Raw genomic sequence first — 20,278 nt, 5'->3', positions numbered from 1 at the left:
CCCGGCGGAATGGCATGTTCACGCCGGTTCGGGCAAGCCTGTGGATAACTCCGGGATAACCGGTGCATGGACAGGGGAAACGCTGTGCGCAGACCGCGGACATTGCCATGGCCCCGCCCCTACCCTTGGGTGCTGCCCGTCAGGTAATGACGTCTGGCGCGATACGACCGGTATGGCGCGCAATCCCGGCGATCGCATCGGCTGCCGCGATCTGCTCCGCCAACATCGCCCCGGTATCCTCGTCCAGCCGGCCGCCTGCCGGTTCATACCGTTCGAGATAGACGCGCAAGGTGGCACCTTGCGTACCGGTGCCGGAAAGACGGAAAACGATGCGCGAGCCATCCTCGAACAGCACCCGAACGCCCTGATTCTCGCTGACCGAGCCGTCGACCGGATCGGTGTAGGAGAAACTGTCGGCGAGCTTCACGCGCAGCGCGCCAACGGAGCGGCCCGCAAGAGAATCCAGACTGTTCCTGAGACCTGCCATCAGGGCATCGGCGCCGTCCTTGTCGATCCCCTCATAATCGTGGCGGGCATAGTAATTGCGGCCGAACCGGGCCCAGTGTTCGCGGGCCAGCTGATCCACGGGGATCTGCCTTACCGCCAGGATGTTGAGCCACAGGAGCACGGCCCAAAGACCGTCCTTCTCGCGCACATGGTCCGAACCTGTACCGGCGCTTTCCTCGCCGCAGATCGTCACCTTGCCGGCATCGAGCAGGTTTCCGAAGAACTTCCAGCCCGTCGGCGTCTCAAAACACGGCACACCCAGCTCTTCGGCCACGCGGTCGGCAGCAGCGCTGGTCGGCATCGAACGGGCAATTCCGGCCAGGCGTCCCTTGTAGGCCGGCGCAATCTCTATGTTGGCCGCCAGCATGGCCAGCGAATCCGAGGGCGTGATGAAGCGCCCGCGCCCGATGATCAGGTTGCGGTCTCCGTCACCGTCGGAGGCAGCCCCGATGTCCGGCGCGTCCTCACCCATCATCAGATCGTGGAGTTCCCGGGCGTGGATGAGATTGGGGTCCGGATGATGACCGCCGAAATCCTCAAGCGGCGTACCGTTGACGACCGTGCCCTTCGCAAAACCCAAACGGTTTTCGAGGATCTCGACGGCATAAGGGCCGGTCACCGCGCTCATCGCGTCGAAGCGCATGGTGAACCCGCCAGCAACAGCCTTTTGGATCGCGGCAAAGTCGAACAGCTCTTCCATGAGGTCCGCATAGTCGGCGACCGGGTCGATCACGCTGACCGTCATCGCTCCCACTTCGACGTCGCCGATCCGGTCGAGATCGACGTCCCGGGCTTCCACTGTAAGCCAGCGGTCGATCTCCAGCGTGCGGGCGTGGATCGCCCTCGTCACGCCCTCGGGCGCGGGACCGCCATTGGCGATGTTGTACTTGATGCCGAAATCCTCGTCGGGACCGCCAGGGTTGTGGCTGGCCGACAGGACCAGTCCGCCACTGGCCTTGTACTTGCGGATCACATGGCTAGCCGCCGGGGTCGAGAGAATGCCGCCGCGCCCCACGAGCACGCGGCCATAGCCGTTCGCCGCCGCCATGCGGATCGCCTGCTGGATAACGGTACGGTTATGAAAACGTCCATCCCCGCCGATAACCAGGGTCGCCCCCCGCTCACGCGTCACGGAATCGAAAACGGACTGGATGAAGTTCTCGGCGTAGTTCGCTTGCTGGAACACCTTCACCTTCTTGCGCAGGCCGGACGTGCCGGGGGCCTGTCCATCGAAAGGCTGGGTTTGAACCGTGACGATCTGGGTCAATCCGAAGTCTCCACCGGGATGAGTTGAATAGCTTGAGCCCAAAAGGGATGAACCGCAGGCAGGACCGCCTGTCGGAACGACGCGTTTGCACCTGCGAACACTTTCATGGCGTTTCCCTTGAAGTCAAACGCCCGATGGGATGACGCGAGTGCGCAATTGGCTGAAACGAGCCGGAGCATTTCTCATGCCCATCCCGCTCGGCTTCAGAAGACCTTGTGCAACGTTACGACGATGCCGAGCGCTACCAGCACGACAACGACCGTGCCCCCGGTGATGATGAAGGCCTTTGCCAGGAGAGTGCGGGATGGCGCATCCCCGAAGGAAAAATCCGCCCTTTCCGGGTTTTGGGATTGCGGAAACTGTGCCCGGGCATCGACACTGACCTTGGCAGTGCCAACTTCCGGCGCGCGCTGTTGCTCATCGTCTTCGCGCAGGAGCTCCACCGGCTCCACTGATCTAGACGCCTCTTCCTCCGGCTCGACCGCCTTTTCCTGCTCCTGCAGGTAGGCCCGATAGGCACGTGCCAGTTCTGCTCGCGGTGGTGAGCCGGTGCGGCTGCGGATGCTCTCGATGCGCTGATTGACGGCACTGACCGAAATGCCGAGTTCGAACGCAATTTCCTTGCTCGTGCGATTCTCCGCGACGTAGCCCAGGACTTCGTGCTGCTTTGGCGTCAGGCTGGGAAACACGTCGAGCGGACGAGGCGCCGGATCGGCGCCATCATCACCCATGCCCCGCCCGGCTGATAGCATTGTTCATTTATAAACCCCAGTGTCGCACCGACACCCTTTTTCGGCACTTAACTTGTTGCATTATAAGGCTGACTTTGACTTTCTAGCAAGCCGCAGAGACGAAAAAATGTCCGAGGCAGTATCGCTTCTGGCCGACCTCGTAACATCCCTTATATTCGCGGACGGGACGAAAGAGGGGCACCGGGCGGCACGCGGCTATATCTCGATCGCGCGATAGCGTTCCCGCGACCAGGCCGCGCTATCGCGCAGGGCCGGCCGGCGAAGATCCGACAACGGCTTTTGCGTTTCAGTCCTACCCGCCCTTGCCTTTCGCGCGCCCTGCCCCTAGCGGCACACGCGCGTCAGGTCTGAAGGAGTCGAACCATGGTCCCCCGTTATGCCCGCCCCGCGATGTCCGCGATCTGGGAACCCGAAGCCCGTTACCGCATCTGGTTCGAGATCGAGGCGCATGCCGCCGTCAAGATGGGTGAACTGGGCGTGGTGCCCGAAAGCGCCGGCAAGGCCCTGTGGGACTGGTGGGCAACCAATCCGGTGATCGACGTCGCCGCGATCGACGCCATCGAGGCCGTTACCAAGCATGACGTCATCGCCTTCCTCGACTGGGTTGCCCAGCAGGTCGGTCCCGAGGCGCGCTTCATGCACCAGGGCATGACCAGCTCGGACGTTCTCGACACGACGCTCAACGTCCAGCTCGCCAAGGCTGCCGACATCCTGCTTGCCGACCTCGACGACCTGCTGGCCGCGATCAAGCGCCGCGCCGAGGAGCACAAGTACACCCCGACCATCGGCCGCAGCCACGGCATCCATGCCGAGCCGGTCACCTTCGGCCTCAAGATGGCCGAGGCCTATGCCGAGTTCGCGCGCTGCCGCAAGCGCCTCGTCGCCGCGCGCGAAGAGATCGCCACTTGCGCCATCTCCGGTGCCGTCGGCACCTTCGCCAACGTCGATCCTTCGGTCGAAGCCTATGTCGCCGATAAGATGGGCCTCGAGATCGAACCGGTTTCGACCCAGGTCATCCCGCGCGACCGCCACGCCATGTTCTTCGCCACACTCGCCGTGATCGCCAGCTCGATCGAGCGCATCGCCGTCGAGGTCCGCCACCTCCAGCGTACCGAAGTGCTCGAGGCCGAAGAATACTTCTCGCCGGGCCAGAAGGGCTCGTCGGCCATGCCGCACAAGCGCAACCCGGTCCTCACCGAGAACCTGACCGGCCAGGCGCGCATGATCCGATCCTATGCCTTCCCGGCGATGGAGAACGTGGCGCTCTGGCACGAGCGCGACATCTCGCACTCCTCGGTGGAACGCTTCATCGGTCCGGACGCGACGATCACCCTCGACTTCGCGCTCGCGCGCCTTACCGGCGTGATCGACAAGCTGCTCGTCTACCCCGAACGGATGCAGAAGAACCTCGACCGCATGGGCGGGCTGGTTCACTCGCAGCGCGTCCTGCTGGCGCTGACGCAGGCAGGTCTTACCCGCGACGAAAGCTACCGCCTCGTTCAACGCAACGCGATGAAGGTATGGGAATCCGACGGACAGCTCAGCCTGCTGGAACTGCTCAAGGCCGACGCAGACGTTGCCAAGGCCCTGCCGGCCGAAGTGATCGAGGACAAGTTCAATCTCGACTACCATTTCAAGCACGTCGACACGATCTTCGCGCGGGTGTTCGGCAACTAAGCCTTTTGCCCGGTCTTCCAATGCCCTGATTTCACGCCTAGCATCGTGAAAATCCCGAAGGGAGCACAGGAGGAAAAATGCAGGTCATACGCACCGTCCTGTGGATCGCACTCACGGCGATCCTCGTGGCGTTCATTGCCATGAACTGGACCAAGGTTCCGGTGAACTTCTGGCCGCTCGACGATGGCAACTACGTCCACTTCGAATGGCCGGTGGGCGTCGTCGCCCTGCTGTTCTTCCTCCTGGGCATGCTTCCGGTATGGCTCTATCTGCGTGCCGTGCGCTGGCGCCTGACCCGCCGCATCGCCTCGCTGGAGAACTCGATCCGGGCAAGCTCGATGCCGTCCATGACTTCGCAGCCCGGCGATACCCCGCTGGCTGTCGATCCACTCGATACGTCAACGCCCACCCCCTCTCCGGAAGCCTGAGAATGAGCAACAACCCCATCTATCTCGCCCTCGACGTGCCCCGCCTCGATGCAGCGGAAGCGCTGGCGCGCAAGGTCGCGGGCCACGTCGGCGGGATCAAGCTGGGGCTCGAATTCTTCTGCGCGCACGGTCATCACGGCGTGCATGAGCTGCACAAGCTCGGCCTGCCGATCTTTCTCGACCTCAAGCTGCACGACATTCCCAATACGGTGGCCGCCGCGATGCAGGCGATCCACGTGCTGGAACCGGCGATCGTCACCGTTCACGCCGCCGGCGGCCGGGCGATGATGGAAGACGCCAAGGCCGCTGCCGGAGAGAACTGCAAGGTCGTAGCCGTCACCGTGCTCACCAGCCTCGACGATGACGACCTGACGGCGATCGGCGTCCAGTCCGACCCCGCCGAACAGGCCCTGCGCCTTGCCGATCTGGCCCATTCGGCCGGGCTCGACGGCATCGTCTGCTCCGGCCACGAAGTCGGCGCGGTGCACAAGCAGTGGAAGGACGGATACTTCGTCGTCCCCGGATTGCGTCCCGACAGCGGCAATGGCAACGGCGACCAGAAGCGCATTGTCACCCCGCGTCAGGCGCGCGACAACGGCGCCAGCGTGCTGGTGATCGGCCGCCCGATCAGCCGCGCCGAAGACCCCCTCGCCGCTGCCCGGGCGATCGAAGGCACCCTCTGAATCGCCAACTCGGTTCAGCGCGCTGAAACCTCTTTCCGTCCAGACCGTTGCACGGTCACCAAGACGGAGAGATACACAATGAAACGCCTGAGCCTGATTGCCGCCGCCGCGCTTGCCACTGCCATCGCGCCGCCGGCTCTTGCCCAGCAGAGCGATGTCGTTCCCGCCATTGCGGCGGGGCATACGCTTCTGACTGTCACTGCACAGGGCAGTTCCACGCGCACGCCCGACATGGCGGGCTACACCGCCGGTGTCGCCACGCAGGGTCGCACCGCCAGCGAAGCGCTATCCGCCAATTCGCGTCAGATGACGCAGGTCATGGCTGCACTGAAGAAGGCAGGTATCGCCGACAAGGACATCCAGACCAGCAATCTAAGCCTCAACCCGGTCTATTCGCAGCCCAAGCGCCAGCCCGACGGCAGCTATGACAGCGATACCCGGACTATCGTCGGCTACGAGGCCAACAACAACGTCATGGTGCGCCAGCGCAAGCTGGACGACATGGGCAAGGTAATCGACGCACTGGTTAGCGCGGGCGCCAACCAGGTCAACGGCCCCAACTTCATGCTGGCCGAACCGGATGCGGCGAGCGACGAGTCCCGGATCGACGCCATGAAGCAGGCGCGCGCACGCGCAGAGCTTTACGCGAAAGCGGCAGGCTTGCGCGTGGTGCGGATCATCTCGATCAGCGAGAGCGGCGGTTATGCACCGCGGCCGATGCCGATGGCCGTGCGCATGGAATCGAGCAAGGTCGGTGCGGCTCCGCCGGTCGCCGCGGGTGAGCTGGAACTCAACACCAGCGTCACGGTCCAGTTCGAACTGGCGCCCTGACGCCCGGACATCGTCCTCAGTTCAACATCATGTCCTGCGACTTGATGTCGTAGCGCACCAGCGCCAACGCATTCCCCTCGCCGCGACGATAGACGAATTCCTCGGTGCCGGTGCCTTTCTCGAACGTGGTCTGCATGATCACGGTCACGAAAGTGCCACCGGTTCCGGTGTTCACGTTGAGGCTGACCTGCTGGCTGTCCTTCACGCCGCCCAGCTTGCGATGGACCGCCTCGAGCAGCTTTTCGAACTTCGCCTTCTGCGTGTTCTTGCGAAGATCGGGATCCGCTGAGATCCAGATCTTCTTCCATTGCCCACCATCCAGCGCGGCGTGGAACTGGCCCACTTCGACCCTCGCGTCCTTCACCGACTCCTTGATCCCGCAGCCCGCCAGCATTGCGGCGGCGGCAAATGGCATTAGATAGCGCGCGACACGGTACATCTTCGTCCCCGGCAATGACTGGGGGCCATTACATAGGCGACGACTGCGCGATGCCAACACCCGAGATCAAGATTTGCGGAATCCGCGAGCCCGGTTCGCTCGATGCGGCGATCCGCGCGCGCGCCGCCTTTGCCGGGTTCGTCTTCTTCCCCAGGAGCCCGCGCAATGTCACGACTGCTGAAGCTGCAGCTCTGTCCGCCCGTGCACAGGGACGCATTTTCCGCGTGGGCCTGTTCGTCGATGCCGACGATGCCATGCTCGGCGAAGCGGTGGCCGCAGCCCGGCTCGACGTCCTGCAGCTCCACGGCAAGGAAACGCCCGAGCGTGCCGCCCAACTGCGCGCACGCTTCGGCATTCCCGTTTGGAAGGCGCTTTCGGTGGCGAGCGAAACGGACGTCGCGCGCGCCGATAGTTATGCCGGCGCCGTCGACCGGGTTCTGTTCGACGCCAAGACGCCTGCGGGCACCCTGCCCGGCGGCATGGGGCTGAGCTTCGACTGGAAGCTGGTGGCGAACTGGAAGGGCCCGGTGGCCTGGGGGCTCGCCGGCGGTCTGACGCCCGACAATGTCGCCCAGGCGCTCGACCTGACTGCAGCGCCGCTCGTCGACACGTCCTCGGGCGTGGAAAGTGCGCCCGGCGTCAAGGACGACGACCTGATCGCCGCCTTCTGCCGCGCAGTCCAGGCGCGCTGAACGCGCAAAGAGAAAGGGCGGCCCCTCATGGACCGCCCTTCCCCTGGCTTACGCTCCGAGGAGCGATTTCAGTTCAGGCCTAAGCCCGAAATCAGAACTTCACGCCAACGCCGACGAGGCCGAGATCGGCATCGGGGGTGTTGTCGCCGATGAGCTGGTGCTTGTACTCGACCTTGGCATAGATCTTCTGGCCGAGGTCCTGCTGCCAGCCACCGCCAACGCCGACGGCGCTGTTGCAGTAACGGCAGGGCTTCGACTGCCAGTTGGCCGCAGCGTAGAGCTTGCTGCCCGGGAGGACCTTGACGCCGGCGCGGCCACCAGCACCCCACGAAACGCGGGTGTCGTCGGTCAGGATCTTGTCAGCCGAACCTTCGATGCCGACGAAGAACTTGTCGCCGAAGTCGTAGTCGTAGCCGGCTGCGACGCCCGCAACTGCGTCGCTGTCGCTGCCGTTCCAGATAAGGCCGGTGCGCGCCTCGATACGGGCTTCGTTGGCCATGGCGGGGGTGGCAACAGCTGCGGCAGCAACCGCGGCGAGCGAGACAAGTGCAATACGCATATTTTTAAACTCCAGTATTCTTCCCCCGACCCTCATCGGGGACCGCCCCGCTGGCCCCCGCATCCTTGCCGCCAGATGAACAAAATTATTCAGAAAAGGTTGAAAGTGTCACAAATCGGCCATTTAAGGACACTATCGTGTTATATGCTCACGTGCAGATGCATAATTTGCAATTGAATTCGTGAGTGAAGCTCCCAGCGCGCGAAGGCTCTGGACTTGGCCGCGCTCCTCTGCCAATCGGCCCGATTATGACTTCCATCACGCCCGTGAATTCGCTGCGTTCCCAGCCCGACGAAACCGGTCACTTCGGCAAGTTCGGGGGGCGCTACGTCGCCGAAACGCTGATGCCGCTGATCCTCGATCTCGAGAAGGAGTATCGCAAGGCCAAGCAGGATCCGGCGTTCGAGGAAGAGTTCCAGGACCTGCTGAAGAACTTCGTGGGCCGCCCGAACCCGCTTTACTTCGCGCCGCGCCTGACCGAGCACTTCCGCAAGCTGGCGCCCCGGGGCAAGGGCCCGAAGATCTACTTCAAGCGCGAAGACCTCAATCACACCGGCGCGCACAAGATCAACAACTGCATCGGTCAGATCCTGCTGGCGATCCGCATGGGCAAGACCCGGATCATCGCCGAGACCGGCGCCGGTCAGCACGGTGTGGCCACGGCAACCGTCGCCGCGCGCTTCGGCCTGCCCTGCACGATCTTCATGGGCGCCAAGGACGTTGAGCGCCAGAAGCCCAACGTGTTCCGCATGAAGCTGCTTGGCGCCGAGGTCCAGCCCGTCACCAGCGGCGCGGAAACGCTGAAGGACGCGATGAACGAGGCGCTGCGCGACTGGGTCGCGAACGTCCACGACACGTTCTACATCATCGGCACCGCGGCAGGCCCGCACCCCTATCCGGAACTCGTGCGCGACTTCCAGAGCGTGATCGGCAACGAGACCCGCCAGCAGGTTCTCGAAGCCGAAGGCCGCCTGCCCGACATGGTTCTGGCCTGCGTGGGCGGCGGATCGAACGCGATCGGCATGTTCCACCCCTTCCTCGACGATCCGGAAGTGGCGATGGTCGGTGTCGAAGCGGCGGGGCACGGTATCGAAACCGGCCAGCACGCTGCCAGCCTAACCGGCGGCAAGCCCGGCATCCTCCACGGCAACAAGACCTACCTGCTGCAGGACGAGGACGGCCAGATCACCGAGGCGCACTCGATCAGCGCCGGTCTCGACTATCCCGGCCTCGGGCCCGAGCATTCCTGGCTGCACGAAAGCGGCCGCGTGCGCTACGTGCCGATCACCGATGACGAATCGCTCGAGGCGTTCAAGCTGTGCTGCGCACTCGAAGGGATCATCCCGGCGCTCGAAAGCGCTCACGCGCTGGCCGCCCTGCCGCAGCTCACTGCCGAAATGGACGAGGACAAGATCCTCGTCGTCAACGTCTCGGGCCGCGGCGACAAGGACATCTTCACCGTCGCCGAAGCGCTGGGAGTGGAACTCTAAGACATGACCCGCTTCGAATCTGCCTTTTCCAAGGGCCCTGCGCTCGTCTGCTTCATTACCGGCGGTGACGGCGATACGGCAGCCAATCTCGACGCGCTTGTCGAAGGCGGCGCCGACGTGATCGAACTGGGCATGCCCTTTACCGATCCGATGGCCGATGGCCCCGCGATCCAGGAAGCGAACCTGCGCAGTCTCGCCAAGGGCACGCGCACGGCCGACATCTTCCGCATGGCCGCCGAATTTCGCGCCCGCCACCCACAAGTACCGCTGGTGCTGATGGGCTATGCCAACCCGATGACGATTCGCGGGTCGGAATGGTTCGCGCAAGAATGCCGCAAAGCCGGTGTCGACGGCGTCATCTGCGTGGACATTCCGCCCGAGGAAGACCCCGAACTCGGTCCGGCGCTGCGCGAGGCCGGCGTTTCGCTGATCCGCCTGGCGACGCCGACGACCGACACTGCCCGTCTTCCGACCGTTCTCGAAGGCTCTTCCGGCTTCCTCTACTACGTATCGGTTGCAGGGATCACCGGCATGCAGCAGGCCGCGCAGGCCTCGATCGAGGACGCCGTAGCCCGGCTCAAGGCCGCTTCGGACATTCCCGTGGCCGTCGGCTTCGGGGTGCGCACGCCCGAGCAGGCCGGGAAAATCGCCAAGGTCGCAGATGGCGTCGTCGTCGGCTCGGCCTTCATCGACCTCGTCAAGCAGCATGGCGACAATGCCGCGGGTCCTTTGCGCGAACTGACCGCGGCATTGGCCCAGGCGGTACATTCGGCACGCTGATCCCATGCGCGACTTTGCGGTTTCGGACGACCCCCGCGTCCAGACCCAGCTCGATCGCCTCGGCGCCCTTTCGGTGCCGCAGGGCCGCATCGGTCTCGACGTTGTGCGCGTGCTGCTCGAGCGGCTCGGCAATCCGCAGCGCAACCTGCCACCGGTGTTCCACGTCGCCGGGACCAACGGCAAGGGATCGACCTGCGCCTTCCTGCGCGCCGCGCTGGAAGCAGCCGGCAAGACCGTCCACGTCTTCACCAGCCCGCACCTCGTGCGCTTCAACGAACGCATCCGTGTTTCGGGCAAGCTGATCGAGGACGAAACGCTGGCCCGGCAGTTGGACGAAGTGCTGGACGTGGCCGAGGCCGCCGGGATCGGCGCAAGTTTCTTCGAAGTGTCGACCGCGGCGGCTTTCCTTGCCTTCTCGCGCCATCCTGCCGATGCCTGCGTGATCGAGGTCGGCCTTGGCGGCCGCTACGACGCGACCAATGTCATCGAGACCCCGGTAGTGGGCGGCATCGCCTCGCTCGGCATCGACCACGAGGCTTTCCTCCTCGTGCCCGAAGACAATGTGCCGAGCGATGCCATGGCCCGTATCGCCTTCGAGAAGGCGGGCATTGCCAAGTCCGGCGCGGCGTTGGTCACGCTCGACTATACACCGGCGATGAATCAGGCGATCCAGGGGCAGGCCGCCATCGTCGGCGCGCCGGTGATCCGCCGCGGCCAGGACTGGACGATCGTCGCTTCGCCCGAAGGGCTCACGTACTCGGACGCCCAAGGCAGCCTGTCGCTGCCCACGCCCCGCATGCCGGGCTTGCACCAGGGCGTGAACGCCGGACTGGCCATCGCCATGCTGCGCCACCAGCAGGCCGTCGAGATCCCGGAAAGCGCCTATGCCGAGGCGATGGTCCAAGCCAGCTGGCCTGCCCGCCTGCAACGGCTCGGCAATGGTCCGCTGACGGCGCTGCTTCCTGCAGGCACCGCTTGCTGGCTCGACGGCGGGCATAACCCGGACGCCGGCAACGCCATCGCCACGCATTTCCGGCGACCGACCAGGGTTCACCTCGTTCTTGGCATGCTGGCCAACAAGGCCCCGCAGGCCTTGCTCGAACCGCTGCGCGAAAGACTTGCCAGCGTCACGGTCGTGCCGGTGCCCGGCCACGATTGCCATGACGTCGAAGCCTTCCGCCAGGTCCCGGATATCCCCGCCCCCGTTGCAGCGGCCAATGTTCGCGAGGCGCTGTCAGCGCTCCGGATCGATGCGCAGCAGGATGACGTCGTATTGATCGGCGGCTCGCTGTACCTCGCCGGTACGGTGCTGCGGGACAACGACGAAATTCCCGACTAGGCGCCGCCCCGGCTTACGCTGGCGCCGCGCGATGGCTTGAATAGCTCAGCGCAGGATCGAGCCGGTCAGGCGCCTTCGAGCGCGGTCGCGTCGATGCCCGATGCCCGGCCCAGCCTTGCAACGCGCGCCCACTCGATCAGGCACAGGACGACCGCGACCATCCCCATGGCCGTGGTGAGCAGGAACACCGGATAATAGCCGTATTCCTCGATCATCTGCCCGAGTGCGCCGCGCCCGAGCGTGCCGACCAGCAAGGTCAGGGATGACAGCAAGGCGTACTGGACGGCGCTGTAGCCCTTGGCGACGACCGAGGAGAGATATGCGACGAAAGCCGCGCCGGCGATGCCCACGGCAATGTTCTCGCCCGCGATCGCCAGCATCAGCTTGGCCAGCCGCTGGTCTCCGCCAAGGTGCGAGACGAGCCAGGTGAAGCCGCTCGCATCGCTGACCGCGGCAATACGCGCGCCGCCCAGGGCAAGGTCGGCATAGAGCAGGTTCGTCAGCGCGGCGATCAGCGCACCGAAGGTCAGCGTGGCCATGCGTCCCATGACCGTGAGCAAGGTTCCGCCCAGCGCCAGCCCGACGACGAGTGCGCCGACGCCGAAGAACTTGGAAGCAATCGCGACCTCGTCCTTGGAGTACTTCAGTTCGCCAAGGTAGAACGGATAGGCAAAGCTGCCCCAGATCGCATCGGTGATCCGGTAGGTCAGCACCAGTGCGAAAACGAGGATGACGGCCCAGCCCAGTCGCCCGACGAAATCGGTCAGGGGCAGGATCAGGGCGCGGTAGCCATGGTCGACGAAGCGGTCCATCGCGCTGCGGGCGGGCGTCGCGGCGGTCAGCACGTAGCGCCCCTTGTCCTTCATGCGCACCAGCCATGCAGCCACCAGCGCCGGCACGACGACGGTGGCGATGACCACAAGCGGTCCCTTCGTGGCGATGAAGGCGACCGAATCGGGGCGTGTTTCCGGATCGCTGCCAAGCGAGCGGACCATGAACAGGCCCACCGTGATCAGCGCCCAGGCCCAGAGCAGGCCGATGCCGAAAAGCGTCCACTTGCGCACGCGCGGATCGATCTCGCCCGCTTCGCGCAGTGCCAGCAGCTCATCTTCGGCAGCGCCGATCGTGGCGGCGGTGACTTCGGCATCGGGCGCGAAGAGACCCAGCACGCCGACAAGCGCAATGATTGCCCCCATCGTCGCATAGACCGTCGGCCAGTCGGTGCGCTCGGCCAAGAACAGCGCCAGCGCGCCGCCGACCAGCGCCGCGATGCGATAGCCCATCTGATAGACGGTCGAGAGCATGTCGATCGTCGCTTCCTCGTCGGCGACATCGACCCGCCAGGCATCGACGACGACGTCCTGCGTCGCCGACGCAAAGGCGCCGATCCCGGCGAGCAGCGAGAACCAGCCAAGGGCCGTGAGCGGATTGAGGGTCGAGAGGACCAGCAGGATCAGCCCCAGCATGAGCTGCGCCGAGACGATCCACTGCTTGCGCTTGCCGAGCCGCTTGAGCAGCGGCAGTTCCACCCGGTCGAGCAAGGGCGACCAGAGGAACTTGAACGAGTAGGCAAGGCCGATCAGCGAGAATACGCCCATCGTCTCCAGATCGACCTTGGCGTCGGACAGCCATGCGTAGAGCGTGCCGAGCAGCAGCGCGTAAGGCAGGCCCGATGCGAAGCCGAACAGCGCCATGAAACCCGTCTTGCGGTTCCCGAGTGCTCGAAGGACGCGGCGCCAGCCCGGCTTCTTCGGCTGATCTGTCGCGGCTGCGGCCATTCATGAAACTCCATCGGCGTGCGGGGCTTCGGGATACGCAGCCCCCACCTGTATGGGAAGGCTGGATGAACCGGCGATCAACAGCTAAGGCGCTGCCATGGCCAGACCTCCCCAGAAACCCGGTGAACCGAGACGCCCGCGCGCGGCCACCGGCAGCAAGCGTCCCTTCAACAGCCGTCCCGGCAGCGACAAAAGCCGTCCCGGCGGCGACGACGCGCGCGGCAATGCGCCGCGCAAGCCTCGTGTCCCGCGCCCGGCCGCACCGCCGACGCCCCGCGATCCCTCGCTGCCCGAGCGCGAGGGCGAACGGATCGCCAAGCTGCTCGCCCGCGCTGGCGTCGCCAGCCGCCGCGAAGCGGAACGCATGATCGCCGAGGGCCGCATCAAGCTGGGCGACGAGCCGATTACCGCGCCCTCGACCGTCCTGAAGGATCTGCGCGGCGTAACCGTCGACGGCCAGCCGGTGAAGGCACCCGAGGCGACCCGCCTGTTCGTCTTCCACAAGCCTGCCGGACTGCTGACCGCCGAACGCGATCCCGCCGGCCGCCCGACGATCTACAATGCCCTGCGCAATGCCCTGCCTGCCGGCAGCGGCCGGGTCATGCCGATCGGCCGACTTGACCTCAACACCGAGGGCCTGCTGCTGCTGACCAACGACGGCGAGTTCAAGCGCCAGCTGGAACTGCCCGCCAACGGCGTCCCGCGCACCTACCGCGCCCGCGCTTTCGGCGATATCACGCAGGCCCAGCTCGAGGACCTGATCGACGGCATCGAGATCGACGGCATCCAATACGGCAAGATCGACGCGAACATGGAGCGTCGGACGGGGCGCAACCAGTGGATCGAAATGACCCTGACCGAGGGCAAGAACCGCGAAGTGCGCCGCGTGCTGGAACATCTCGGCCTGAAAGTCAGCCGCCTGCTGCGCATTTCCTACGGCCCCTTCGTGCTGGGCGACCTGCCCAAGGGCACGGTCGGAGAAGTTTCGCAGCGCGATCTCGAGACCTTCCGCCGCTCCCTCGGCAAGGGCAAAGGCGAATGAAGGGCACAAGTACCGGCCTGCGAATCGTTGCCGGCGCTTGGCGCGGGCGCAAGCTGGCTACGCCCGAAGGTGACGCGACGCGCCCGACCGCCGACCGCACCCGCGAGACGTTGTTCTCGATGCTGACGAGCCGCCTCGGCACGTTCGAAGGACTGAAGGTCGCCGACCTGTTCGCAGGCTCCGGCGCGCTCGGCCTCGAAGCCCTGTCGCGCGGCGCGGCGCATTGCCTCTTCGTCGATCAGGACGCTGCCGCGATCCGCGCCATCCGTCGCAACATCGCCAACCTGCAGGCCCAGTCGCAATGCGACGTTCGGGCCTGCTCGGCACTATCGCTGGGTCCGGCGAAGGAGCCGCTCGACCTCGTGCTGCTCGATCCGCCTTACGATACCGGAGCCGGTGCGGTCGCCGTGGACAAGCTCACGCGACTCGGCTGGATCGGGGAAACCACCTGGGTGAGCCTGGAGACGGCGCGCGGCGAGGACGTTGCGATCCGCGGCTTCGAAACCGACGCCGTACGCGATGTCGGCAAGGCACGGCTTCACATCCTGCGCCGCATCGAATCCTGATATTGCGCCGATATGAAGTGGGCCCCGCCACGCGGCGGGACCCTTTTCGTACTCAAAAAACCGGGGCCGTTACTTGCCACCGGGATTGCGGCAGCTGTCCTGCACGGTCTTGCTGCAGACCGGATAATCCTTGTTCATCGCAGAGGCAGGCGGCGGCGTCAGCGCCCCCTTGTAGGGGCCGCCCTGATAGCTTTCGTCCGCAGGCATCGCGGGGCGCACGGCCTGTTCGGCCGCTTGCGGCGCGGGCACCCCGGCAGTCGGCATGCCCTCGCCGGGTGGATTCGCCTGTGTTGCAGGGGTTGTGGGAGTTTCGCCGTTGAGCTGCTGGATGATCGACGCCCACGCGGTTTCACGCTGCTGCGGGCTCATCTTGTAGACCTGTCCGCGCTGGTCGGGCGTCAGGGCCCAGTACCCTTCCTGCCGCTCGGGAACGAGCGTCCAGTAGTAGCCCTTGTACTCGTCCGGCCAGGCATCGTACTCGGCCTGGCGGTCTGCCGGCCAGCCGTCGTACATGGCCTGCTGCTCCGGCGTCAGCGTTACCGGCGCCGCCGAGGCGACTTGCGCCGGATCGGCGGCTGCAGGCGGCGCGTTCTGGGCCAGTAGCGCACCGGGCAAGGCCGCCAGAGCAAGCGCCGATCCGCCTGCGAGAATCGATTTTCGCATGGTCTCTCTCCACTGTGTATCCGTTGCCGAACCGACGTTTCACGCCCGGGAATGTTCCATGCATGCGGCAAAGCGGCCTTGCGCCGCGATGTTCCGTTCCCTAGTTGTTCACGTGTGAACAGCCTGCAAGATACCTCGCCCAGCGGCATGCCTGCCGCCAGCAACGATCCCCTGATCGACGGCCTCAACGCGCCCCAGAAGGAGGCCGTGCTGACCACCGAAGGGCCGGTCCTGATGCTGGCAGGCGCAGGCACGGGCAAGACCGCCGCCCTCACCCGGCGTCTTGCCAACATCATCCGCAATCGCCTTGCATGGCCAAGCGAAGTGCTGTGCGTCACTTTCACCAACAAGGCCGCGCGCGAAATGCGCGACCGGGTCGGCCAGCTCGTCGGCCCCGCGGTCGAGGGTATGCCGTGGCTCGGCACCTTCCACGCCATCGCTGCCAGGATGCTGCGCCGCCATGCCGAACTGGTGGGGCTGCAACCCAACTACACGATCATCGACACCGACGATCAGCTGCGCCTGCTCAAGCAACTCATCCAGGCCGAAGGCGTCGATGAGAAGCGCTTCCCCGCCCGCCAGCTTGCCGGGTGCATCGATCGCTGGAAGAACCGCGGGCTCAATCCGCAGGATCTCGATGCAGCGGAAAACGAAGCCTATGCCAACGGCCGCGGCCAGAAGTTCTACAGCCTCTACCAGGACCGCCTGAAGACGCTGAACGCCTGCGACTTCGGTGACCTGCTGCTGCACATGCTCAACATCCTGCGCACCCATCGCGAGGTGCTGGAGCAGTACCAGCAGCGCTTCAAGTACGTCATGGTGGACGAATATCAGGACACCAACCAGGTCCAGTACCTGTGGCTGCGCCTGATCGCGCAGGGCCGCCAGAACATTTGCGTGGTGGGTGACGACGACCAGTCGATCTATTCATGGCGCGGCGCAGAAGTCGCCAATATCCTGCGCTTCGAAAAGGATTTTCCCGGCGCGAAAGTGATCCGGCTCGAACAGAACTACCGCTCGACGCCCGAGATCCTTGCCGCTGCCTCGGGCCTCATCAACGAGAACAGCCAGCGCCTCGGCAAGACCTTGTGGACCGAGCGCCACCCCGGGGACAAGGTGCGCGTGATCGGCGTCTGGGATGCACCGGAAGAAGCGCGCCGCGTGGGCGACGAGATCGAGCGGCTCGAGCGCGAGGGCGCCCCGCTGGACCAGATGGCCATTCTCGTGCGCGCGCAGTACCAGACGCGCGAGTTCGAAGACCGCTTCATCTCGATCGGCCTCAAGTACCGGATCGTCGGCGGTTTCCGTTTTTACGAACGCGCCGAAATCCGCGATGCGCTGGCCTACCTGCGCGTTATCGCCCAGCCCGCCGACGACCTCGCTTTCGAGCGCATCTACAATGCCCCGAAGCGCGGACTTGGCGCCAAGGCGCTGGAGAAGCTGTACCAGCTCGCGCGCCGCCAGGGCATCCCTCTTGCCGCGGCCGCCATCGAAATCGTCGATACCGACGAACTGCCCGCCCGTGCGCGCAACACTTTCCTGTCGCTGATGCGCGACTTCGCCCGGTGGCGCGATCTGGAGAAGACGGAGAACCCGGCGGACCTGATGCGCACCGTTCTCGACGAAAGCGGCTATACCGACGCGCTGCAGGCCGAGCGGACAGCCGAAGCCTCCGGACGGCTGGAAAACCTTGTCGAGCTTGCCCGCGCCATGGAAGAGTACGAAAGCCTCGGCGACTTCCTCGAGCATGTCAGCCTCGTCATGGACAACGACGCGGCCAGTGACGAGGAAAAGGTCACGATCATGACCATGCACGCCGCCAAGGGCCTGGAATTCGACCACGTATTCCTGCCTGGCTGGGAGGAAGGCGTGTTTCCCTCGCAGCGTTCGCTGGACGAAGGCGGCCTTGCCAGCCTCGAGGAAGAACGCCGCCTTGCCTATGTCGCGATCACCCGGGCGCGCCGCAAGTGCACCATCCTCCACGCCGCCAACCGCCGCATCTACGGCCAGTGGACCAGCTCGATCCCCTCGCGCTTCATCGCCGAATTGCCCGAAGATCACGTCGAAAGCGAGACGACGCTCACCGGCGGTGCTTCGCTGTGGCGCGCGCAGTGGTCAGAACATGCCGATCCCTTCGCCGACGTCGCCCGCGCCCAACCCGCGCGCACGATGACGCGCGGCCCGGGCTGGCAGCGGGCTGCCGCACGCGAATTCGAAACGAAACCCCGCCGGATCGCCGAGACGACGCGCAGCGCGGCCAGCTTCGCGGCCAAGCCGCGCACCGATATCGCCATCGGCGCGCGCGTGTTTCACGAGAAGTTCGGCTACGGCACCGTGGCCGGGCAGGAAGGCAACAAGCTGGAGATCGACTTCGAGCAGTCGGGCCGCAAGCGCGTGATCGACAGCTTCGTCAAGATCGCCTGACGCGGCGGCGGAACCGGAACGGTCACCGCCGCACGATCACGCGCGACCGGTCTCGACCGCGCGACCGCAATTTCAGGCCAGTGCGGAGACCTTGAGGAATTCGGGAACCGGACCGTTCCAGCCGTCGTCGGCGGGCTCGGCCTCGCTACGGCGCTGGCGGCGTTCGCGGCGCGGCTCCTCGGCAGGTGCACGCGCTTCACGTCGCGGCGCACGCCTTGCCGACTCCTCGCGCTTTTCCGGAACCTCGCGCTTTTCCGGAACCTCGCGCTTTTCGGGAACCTCGCGCCTGTCCGTATCCCTTGCCGTCTCTCTCGACGCACGGCGCGCCTTCGGCTTCTCCTCGCGCGCCTCTTCGGCTTCTTCGGTCTGGAGATCGAACAGCGGTATCTTGTGCCCGGTCAGCTTCTCGACATTGTCGATAGCTTCGGCATCCTCCGGCGCCACGAACGTGAATGCGCGGCCTGAAGCGCCGCCGCGGCCGGTGCGACCGATGCGGTGGACGTAATCGTCTGGGTGCCAGGGCGTGTCGAAGTTGAAGACGTGGCTCACGCCCTTCACGTCGAGACCCCGGGCCGCCACATCGGAGGCGACGAGGATGTTCACGTCGCCGCTCTTGAAACGGTCGAGTTCGGCGAGGCGCGCAGGCTGGTCCATGTCGCCATGGATCTCGCCGGCACCGAAGCCGTGGCCCTTCAGGCTCTTGGCCAGTTCGCGCACGGTCGTCTTGCGGTTGCAGAAGACGATGGCGGTCGAGACATTGTCGGTCCGCAGCAGGTGTCGCAGGACTTCGCGCTTCTTGCGGGCCGTCACGGCAACCTTGTGCTGGACGATGTTGATGTTGGCCGTCGCCGGGCGCGCCACTTCGATGTACTTGGGGTTCGACAGGAAGCGGTCCGACAGCTTCTTGATCGGCGGCGGCATCGTTGCCGAGAACAGCATCGTCTGGCGATTGGTCGGCAGCTTCGAGCAGATGTTCTCGATGTCGGGGATGAAGCCCATGTCGAGCATGCGGTCCGCTTCGTCGATGACGAGCAGTTCGCAGCCCGTCAGCAGGATCTTCCCGCGTTCGAACAGATCCATCAGGCGGCCCGGCGTGGCGATGAGAACGTCCACGCCCTCGGTCAGAGCCTTCACCTGGTCGCCCATCTGCACACCGCCGATGAGCAGCGCCATCTTCAGGTCGTGGTTCTTGCCGTACTTCTCGAAATTCTCGGCAACCTGGGCGGCAAGTTCGCGAGTCGGCTCGAGGATCAGCGAGCGCGGCATCAGCGCGCGGCGGCGGCCATGCGCAAGAATGTCGATCATCGGCAACACGAAGCTGGCCGTCTTGCCGGTGCCGGTCTGGGCGATGCCGATGAGATCCTTCATCATCAGGACCGGCGGAATCGCTTGGGCCTGGATCGGAGTCGGTTCGGTATAGCCCGCGGCTTCCACCGCTTGCAGCAATTCTTCAGACAGGCCGAGATCGGCAAAGTTCATAGGCGAACAAGTTTCCGGAAATACGAGAGTAACAGGTCGCAAGGAAGCTAGCGGGATTTTGCATCACCGCGCGCATCGTTTGTGCAACTGGCCGCGCCCTATGCGTGATCCAGTATAAAAGTCAAGGAAATCCGCGAAAGAGCTGCGCGAATTCGCTCAATGATCGACTTCAACCAATTGGCGGATCCGGGTGAGCTTGCAATTCATGCCACTGCGCGAAAGCAGCGTGTCGCGGTCGACGCACAATTGTCCGTCGGATGTATGCGACAGGTAAAAGCCGGAATAGAAGTCCCGCGCCCTGCAGGCCCGCTCCAGTTCGGCACTGACGAGACGCCGGTCGCGCATGAACAGGAGCAGGCGATTGTCGCCATCCGGCTGAACCCCGGCGATGCCCGAGATCGACAGACACTTGCCGATCTTGCGCTCGGAAAAATGCGAACCGATCTCGCCATCCGGAAGGCCCACGAACATGTCGGGCGGCGCGGTGCGCGGGCTGCGCGGGGTAATGCGGATCGTCATGCGCTGCTCGATCCTGACCTGCCATGCATCCTGCGGTTCCACCCGCTGAAAGGCAGAAACGGTGAATGGCCAGGCAGGAAGCGCGGCGCGCGTCTCGTCACTGAACGGCACGGCATCGGCTTCGCGCCTGGAATAGACCGCCGTGCCGTCATCGTCGGGCAGCCAGCCCGCATCGAATCCGCTCCTATCCATCGACCGCTCGCTATCGACCAGGCCTGCTGCCGGAAGCAGCACCATGATCGGATAAAGCATCGCAGTCGCAAGATTCATCGTCGAGCAGGTTCCCTGAACACGGTGACGCCGTAAGTGCAGCCATAGCCCATGAGCTTGAACCACCGCTTAACTTGAAACGGAAGTCGATCA

The 20,278-nt window shown here is 65.0% G+C and carries 19 protein-coding genes; 11 read left to right on the top strand and 8 right to left on the bottom strand.

Features of this window, described 5'->3' with window-relative positions; translation table 11 throughout:
• Positions 1-139 precede the first annotated feature (139 nt).
• Both J3474_RS20195 and J3474_RS20190 read right to left on the bottom strand, forming a co-directional pair.
• The gene (locus tag J3474_RS20195) at positions 140-1,774 is read right to left on the bottom strand and encodes an alpha-D-glucose phosphate-specific phosphoglucomutase (RefSeq protein ID WP_207095376.1); all 1,635 of its coding nucleotides are present in this window, start codon (positions 1,772-1,774) and stop codon (positions 140-142) included.
• Positions 1,775-1,977: 203 nt separating this feature from the next.
• On the bottom strand, positions 1,978-2,505 hold the full coding sequence (locus J3474_RS20190) for a helix-turn-helix transcriptional regulator (protein WP_242528506.1): 528 nt from the start codon (positions 2,503-2,505) through the stop codon (positions 1,978-1,980).
• A gap of 384 nt (positions 2,506-2,889) precedes the next feature.
• On the opposite strand from J3474_RS20190, the gene purB reads away from it, so the two are divergent.
• The 4 genes from purB (at position 2,890) to J3474_RS20170 (ending at position 6,145) form a co-directional block, all read left to right on the top strand.
• On the top strand, positions 2,890-4,203 hold the full coding sequence (purB, locus tag J3474_RS20185; protein WP_013833995.1) for an adenylosuccinate lyase: 1,314 nt from the start codon (positions 2,890-2,892) through the stop codon (positions 4,201-4,203).
• Positions 4,204-4,280: 77 nt separating this feature from the next.
• Positions 4,281-4,631: a LapA family protein gene (locus tag J3474_RS20180; protein ID WP_013833996.1), complete on the top strand. Its 351-nt coding sequence runs from the start codon at positions 4,281-4,283 to the stop codon at positions 4,629-4,631.
• Positions 4,632-4,633: 2 nt separating this feature from the next.
• Positions 4,634-5,314, top strand: coding sequence for an orotidine-5'-phosphate decarboxylase (pyrF, locus tag J3474_RS20175; RefSeq protein ID WP_013833997.1), 681 nt, complete (start codon positions 4,634-4,636; stop codon positions 5,312-5,314).
• A 78-nt stretch (positions 5,315-5,392) separates the two neighbouring features.
• The gene (locus tag J3474_RS20170; protein WP_013833998.1) at positions 5,393-6,145 is read left to right on the top strand and encodes an SIMPL domain-containing protein; all 753 of its coding nucleotides are present in this window, start codon (positions 5,393-5,395) and stop codon (positions 6,143-6,145) included.
• A gap of 16 nt (positions 6,146-6,161) precedes the next feature.
• Here J3474_RS20170 and J3474_RS20165 read toward each other — a convergent pair whose 3' ends face one another.
• A complete protein-coding gene (locus J3474_RS20165; RefSeq protein WP_207095374.1) occupies positions 6,162-6,584 on the bottom strand; it encodes a DUF4019 domain-containing protein in 423 nt (140 codons plus the stop codon).
• A gap of 50 nt (positions 6,585-6,634) precedes the next feature.
• On the opposite strand from J3474_RS20165, the gene J3474_RS20160 reads away from it, so the two are divergent.
• A complete protein-coding gene (locus J3474_RS20160) occupies positions 6,635-7,276 on the top strand; it encodes a phosphoribosylanthranilate isomerase (RefSeq protein WP_207095373.1) in 642 nt (213 codons plus the stop codon).
• 91 nt (positions 7,277-7,367) lie between these two features.
• Here the strand turns inward: J3474_RS20160 and J3474_RS20155 are convergent, their stop codons facing one another.
• The gene (locus J3474_RS20155; RefSeq protein WP_007014806.1) at positions 7,368-7,835 is read right to left on the bottom strand and encodes an outer membrane protein; all 468 of its coding nucleotides are present in this window, start codon (positions 7,833-7,835) and stop codon (positions 7,368-7,370) included.
• Positions 7,836-8,083: 248 nt separating this feature from the next.
• Between J3474_RS20155 and trpB the strand changes: the two genes are divergently transcribed.
• The 3 genes from trpB to J3474_RS20140 are packed head-to-tail and all read left to right on the top strand — an operon-like array spanning position 8,084 to position 11,444.
• Complete coding sequence (trpB, locus tag J3474_RS20150; protein ID WP_207095372.1) at positions 8,084-9,325, top strand: tryptophan synthase subunit beta; 1,242 nt, start codon at positions 8,084-8,086, stop codon at positions 9,323-9,325.
• Positions 9,326-9,328: 3 nt separating this feature from the next.
• Positions 9,329-10,105 carry a tryptophan synthase subunit alpha gene (gene trpA / locus J3474_RS20145; RefSeq protein ID WP_207095371.1) on the top strand — a complete coding sequence of 259 codons (777 nt, stop codon included), beginning with the start codon at positions 9,329-9,331 and terminating at the stop codon, positions 10,103-10,105.
• 4 nt (positions 10,106-10,109) lie between these two features.
• Positions 10,110-11,444, top strand: a complete 1,335-nt coding sequence (locus J3474_RS20140; protein ID WP_207095370.1) for a folylpolyglutamate synthase/dihydrofolate synthase family protein — start codon at positions 10,110-10,112, stop codon at positions 11,442-11,444.
• A gap of 65 nt (positions 11,445-11,509) precedes the next feature.
• Here the strand turns inward: J3474_RS20140 and J3474_RS20135 are convergent, their stop codons facing one another.
• The gene (locus tag J3474_RS20135) at positions 11,510-13,222 is read right to left on the bottom strand and encodes an MFS transporter (RefSeq protein WP_207095369.1); all 1,713 of its coding nucleotides are present in this window, start codon (positions 13,220-13,222) and stop codon (positions 11,510-11,512) included.
• A 97-nt stretch (positions 13,223-13,319) separates the two neighbouring features.
• Here J3474_RS20135 and J3474_RS20130 point away from each other — a divergent pair, with 97 nt between their 5' ends.
• Positions 13,320-14,264, top strand: coding sequence for a pseudouridine synthase (locus tag J3474_RS20130; protein ID WP_207095368.1), 945 nt, complete (start codon positions 13,320-13,322; stop codon positions 14,262-14,264).
• Positions 14,261-14,830: a 16S rRNA (guanine(966)-N(2))-methyltransferase RsmD gene (gene rsmD / locus J3474_RS20125; protein ID WP_207095367.1), complete on the top strand. Its 570-nt coding sequence runs from the start codon at positions 14,261-14,263 to the stop codon at positions 14,828-14,830. Before J3474_RS20130 ends, rsmD begins: the two co-directional genes overlap by 4 nt.
• A gap of 69 nt (positions 14,831-14,899) precedes the next feature.
• Here rsmD and J3474_RS20120 read toward each other — a convergent pair whose 3' ends face one another.
• The gene (locus tag J3474_RS20120; RefSeq protein WP_207095366.1) at positions 14,900-15,493 is read right to left on the bottom strand and encodes a hypothetical protein; all 594 of its coding nucleotides are present in this window, start codon (positions 15,491-15,493) and stop codon (positions 14,900-14,902) included.
• Between the two features lie 147 nt (positions 15,494-15,640).
• Between J3474_RS20120 and J3474_RS20115 the strand changes: the two genes are divergently transcribed.
• A complete protein-coding gene (locus J3474_RS20115) occupies positions 15,641-17,917 on the top strand; it encodes an ATP-dependent helicase (protein WP_207095467.1) in 2,277 nt (758 codons plus the stop codon).
• A gap of 72 nt (positions 17,918-17,989) precedes the next feature.
• On the opposite strand, the gene J3474_RS20110 is transcribed toward J3474_RS20115, so the two are convergent.
• Complete coding sequence (locus tag J3474_RS20110; protein WP_207095365.1) at positions 17,990-19,396, bottom strand: DEAD/DEAH box helicase; 1,407 nt, start codon at positions 19,394-19,396, stop codon at positions 17,990-17,992.
• Positions 19,397-19,552: 156 nt separating this feature from the next.
• The gene (locus tag J3474_RS20105) at positions 19,553-20,185 is read right to left on the bottom strand and encodes a hypothetical protein (protein ID WP_207095364.1); all 633 of its coding nucleotides are present in this window, start codon (positions 20,183-20,185) and stop codon (positions 19,553-19,555) included.
• Positions 20,186-20,278 lie beyond the last annotated feature (93 nt).

Source organism: Novosphingobium sp. PY1 (assembly GCF_017312445.1).
In the GTDB taxonomy this organism is placed as follows: Bacteria; Pseudomonadota; Alphaproteobacteria; order Sphingomonadales; family Sphingomonadaceae; genus Novosphingobium.
This window is presented reverse-complemented; position numbering and strand designations above follow the sequence as displayed.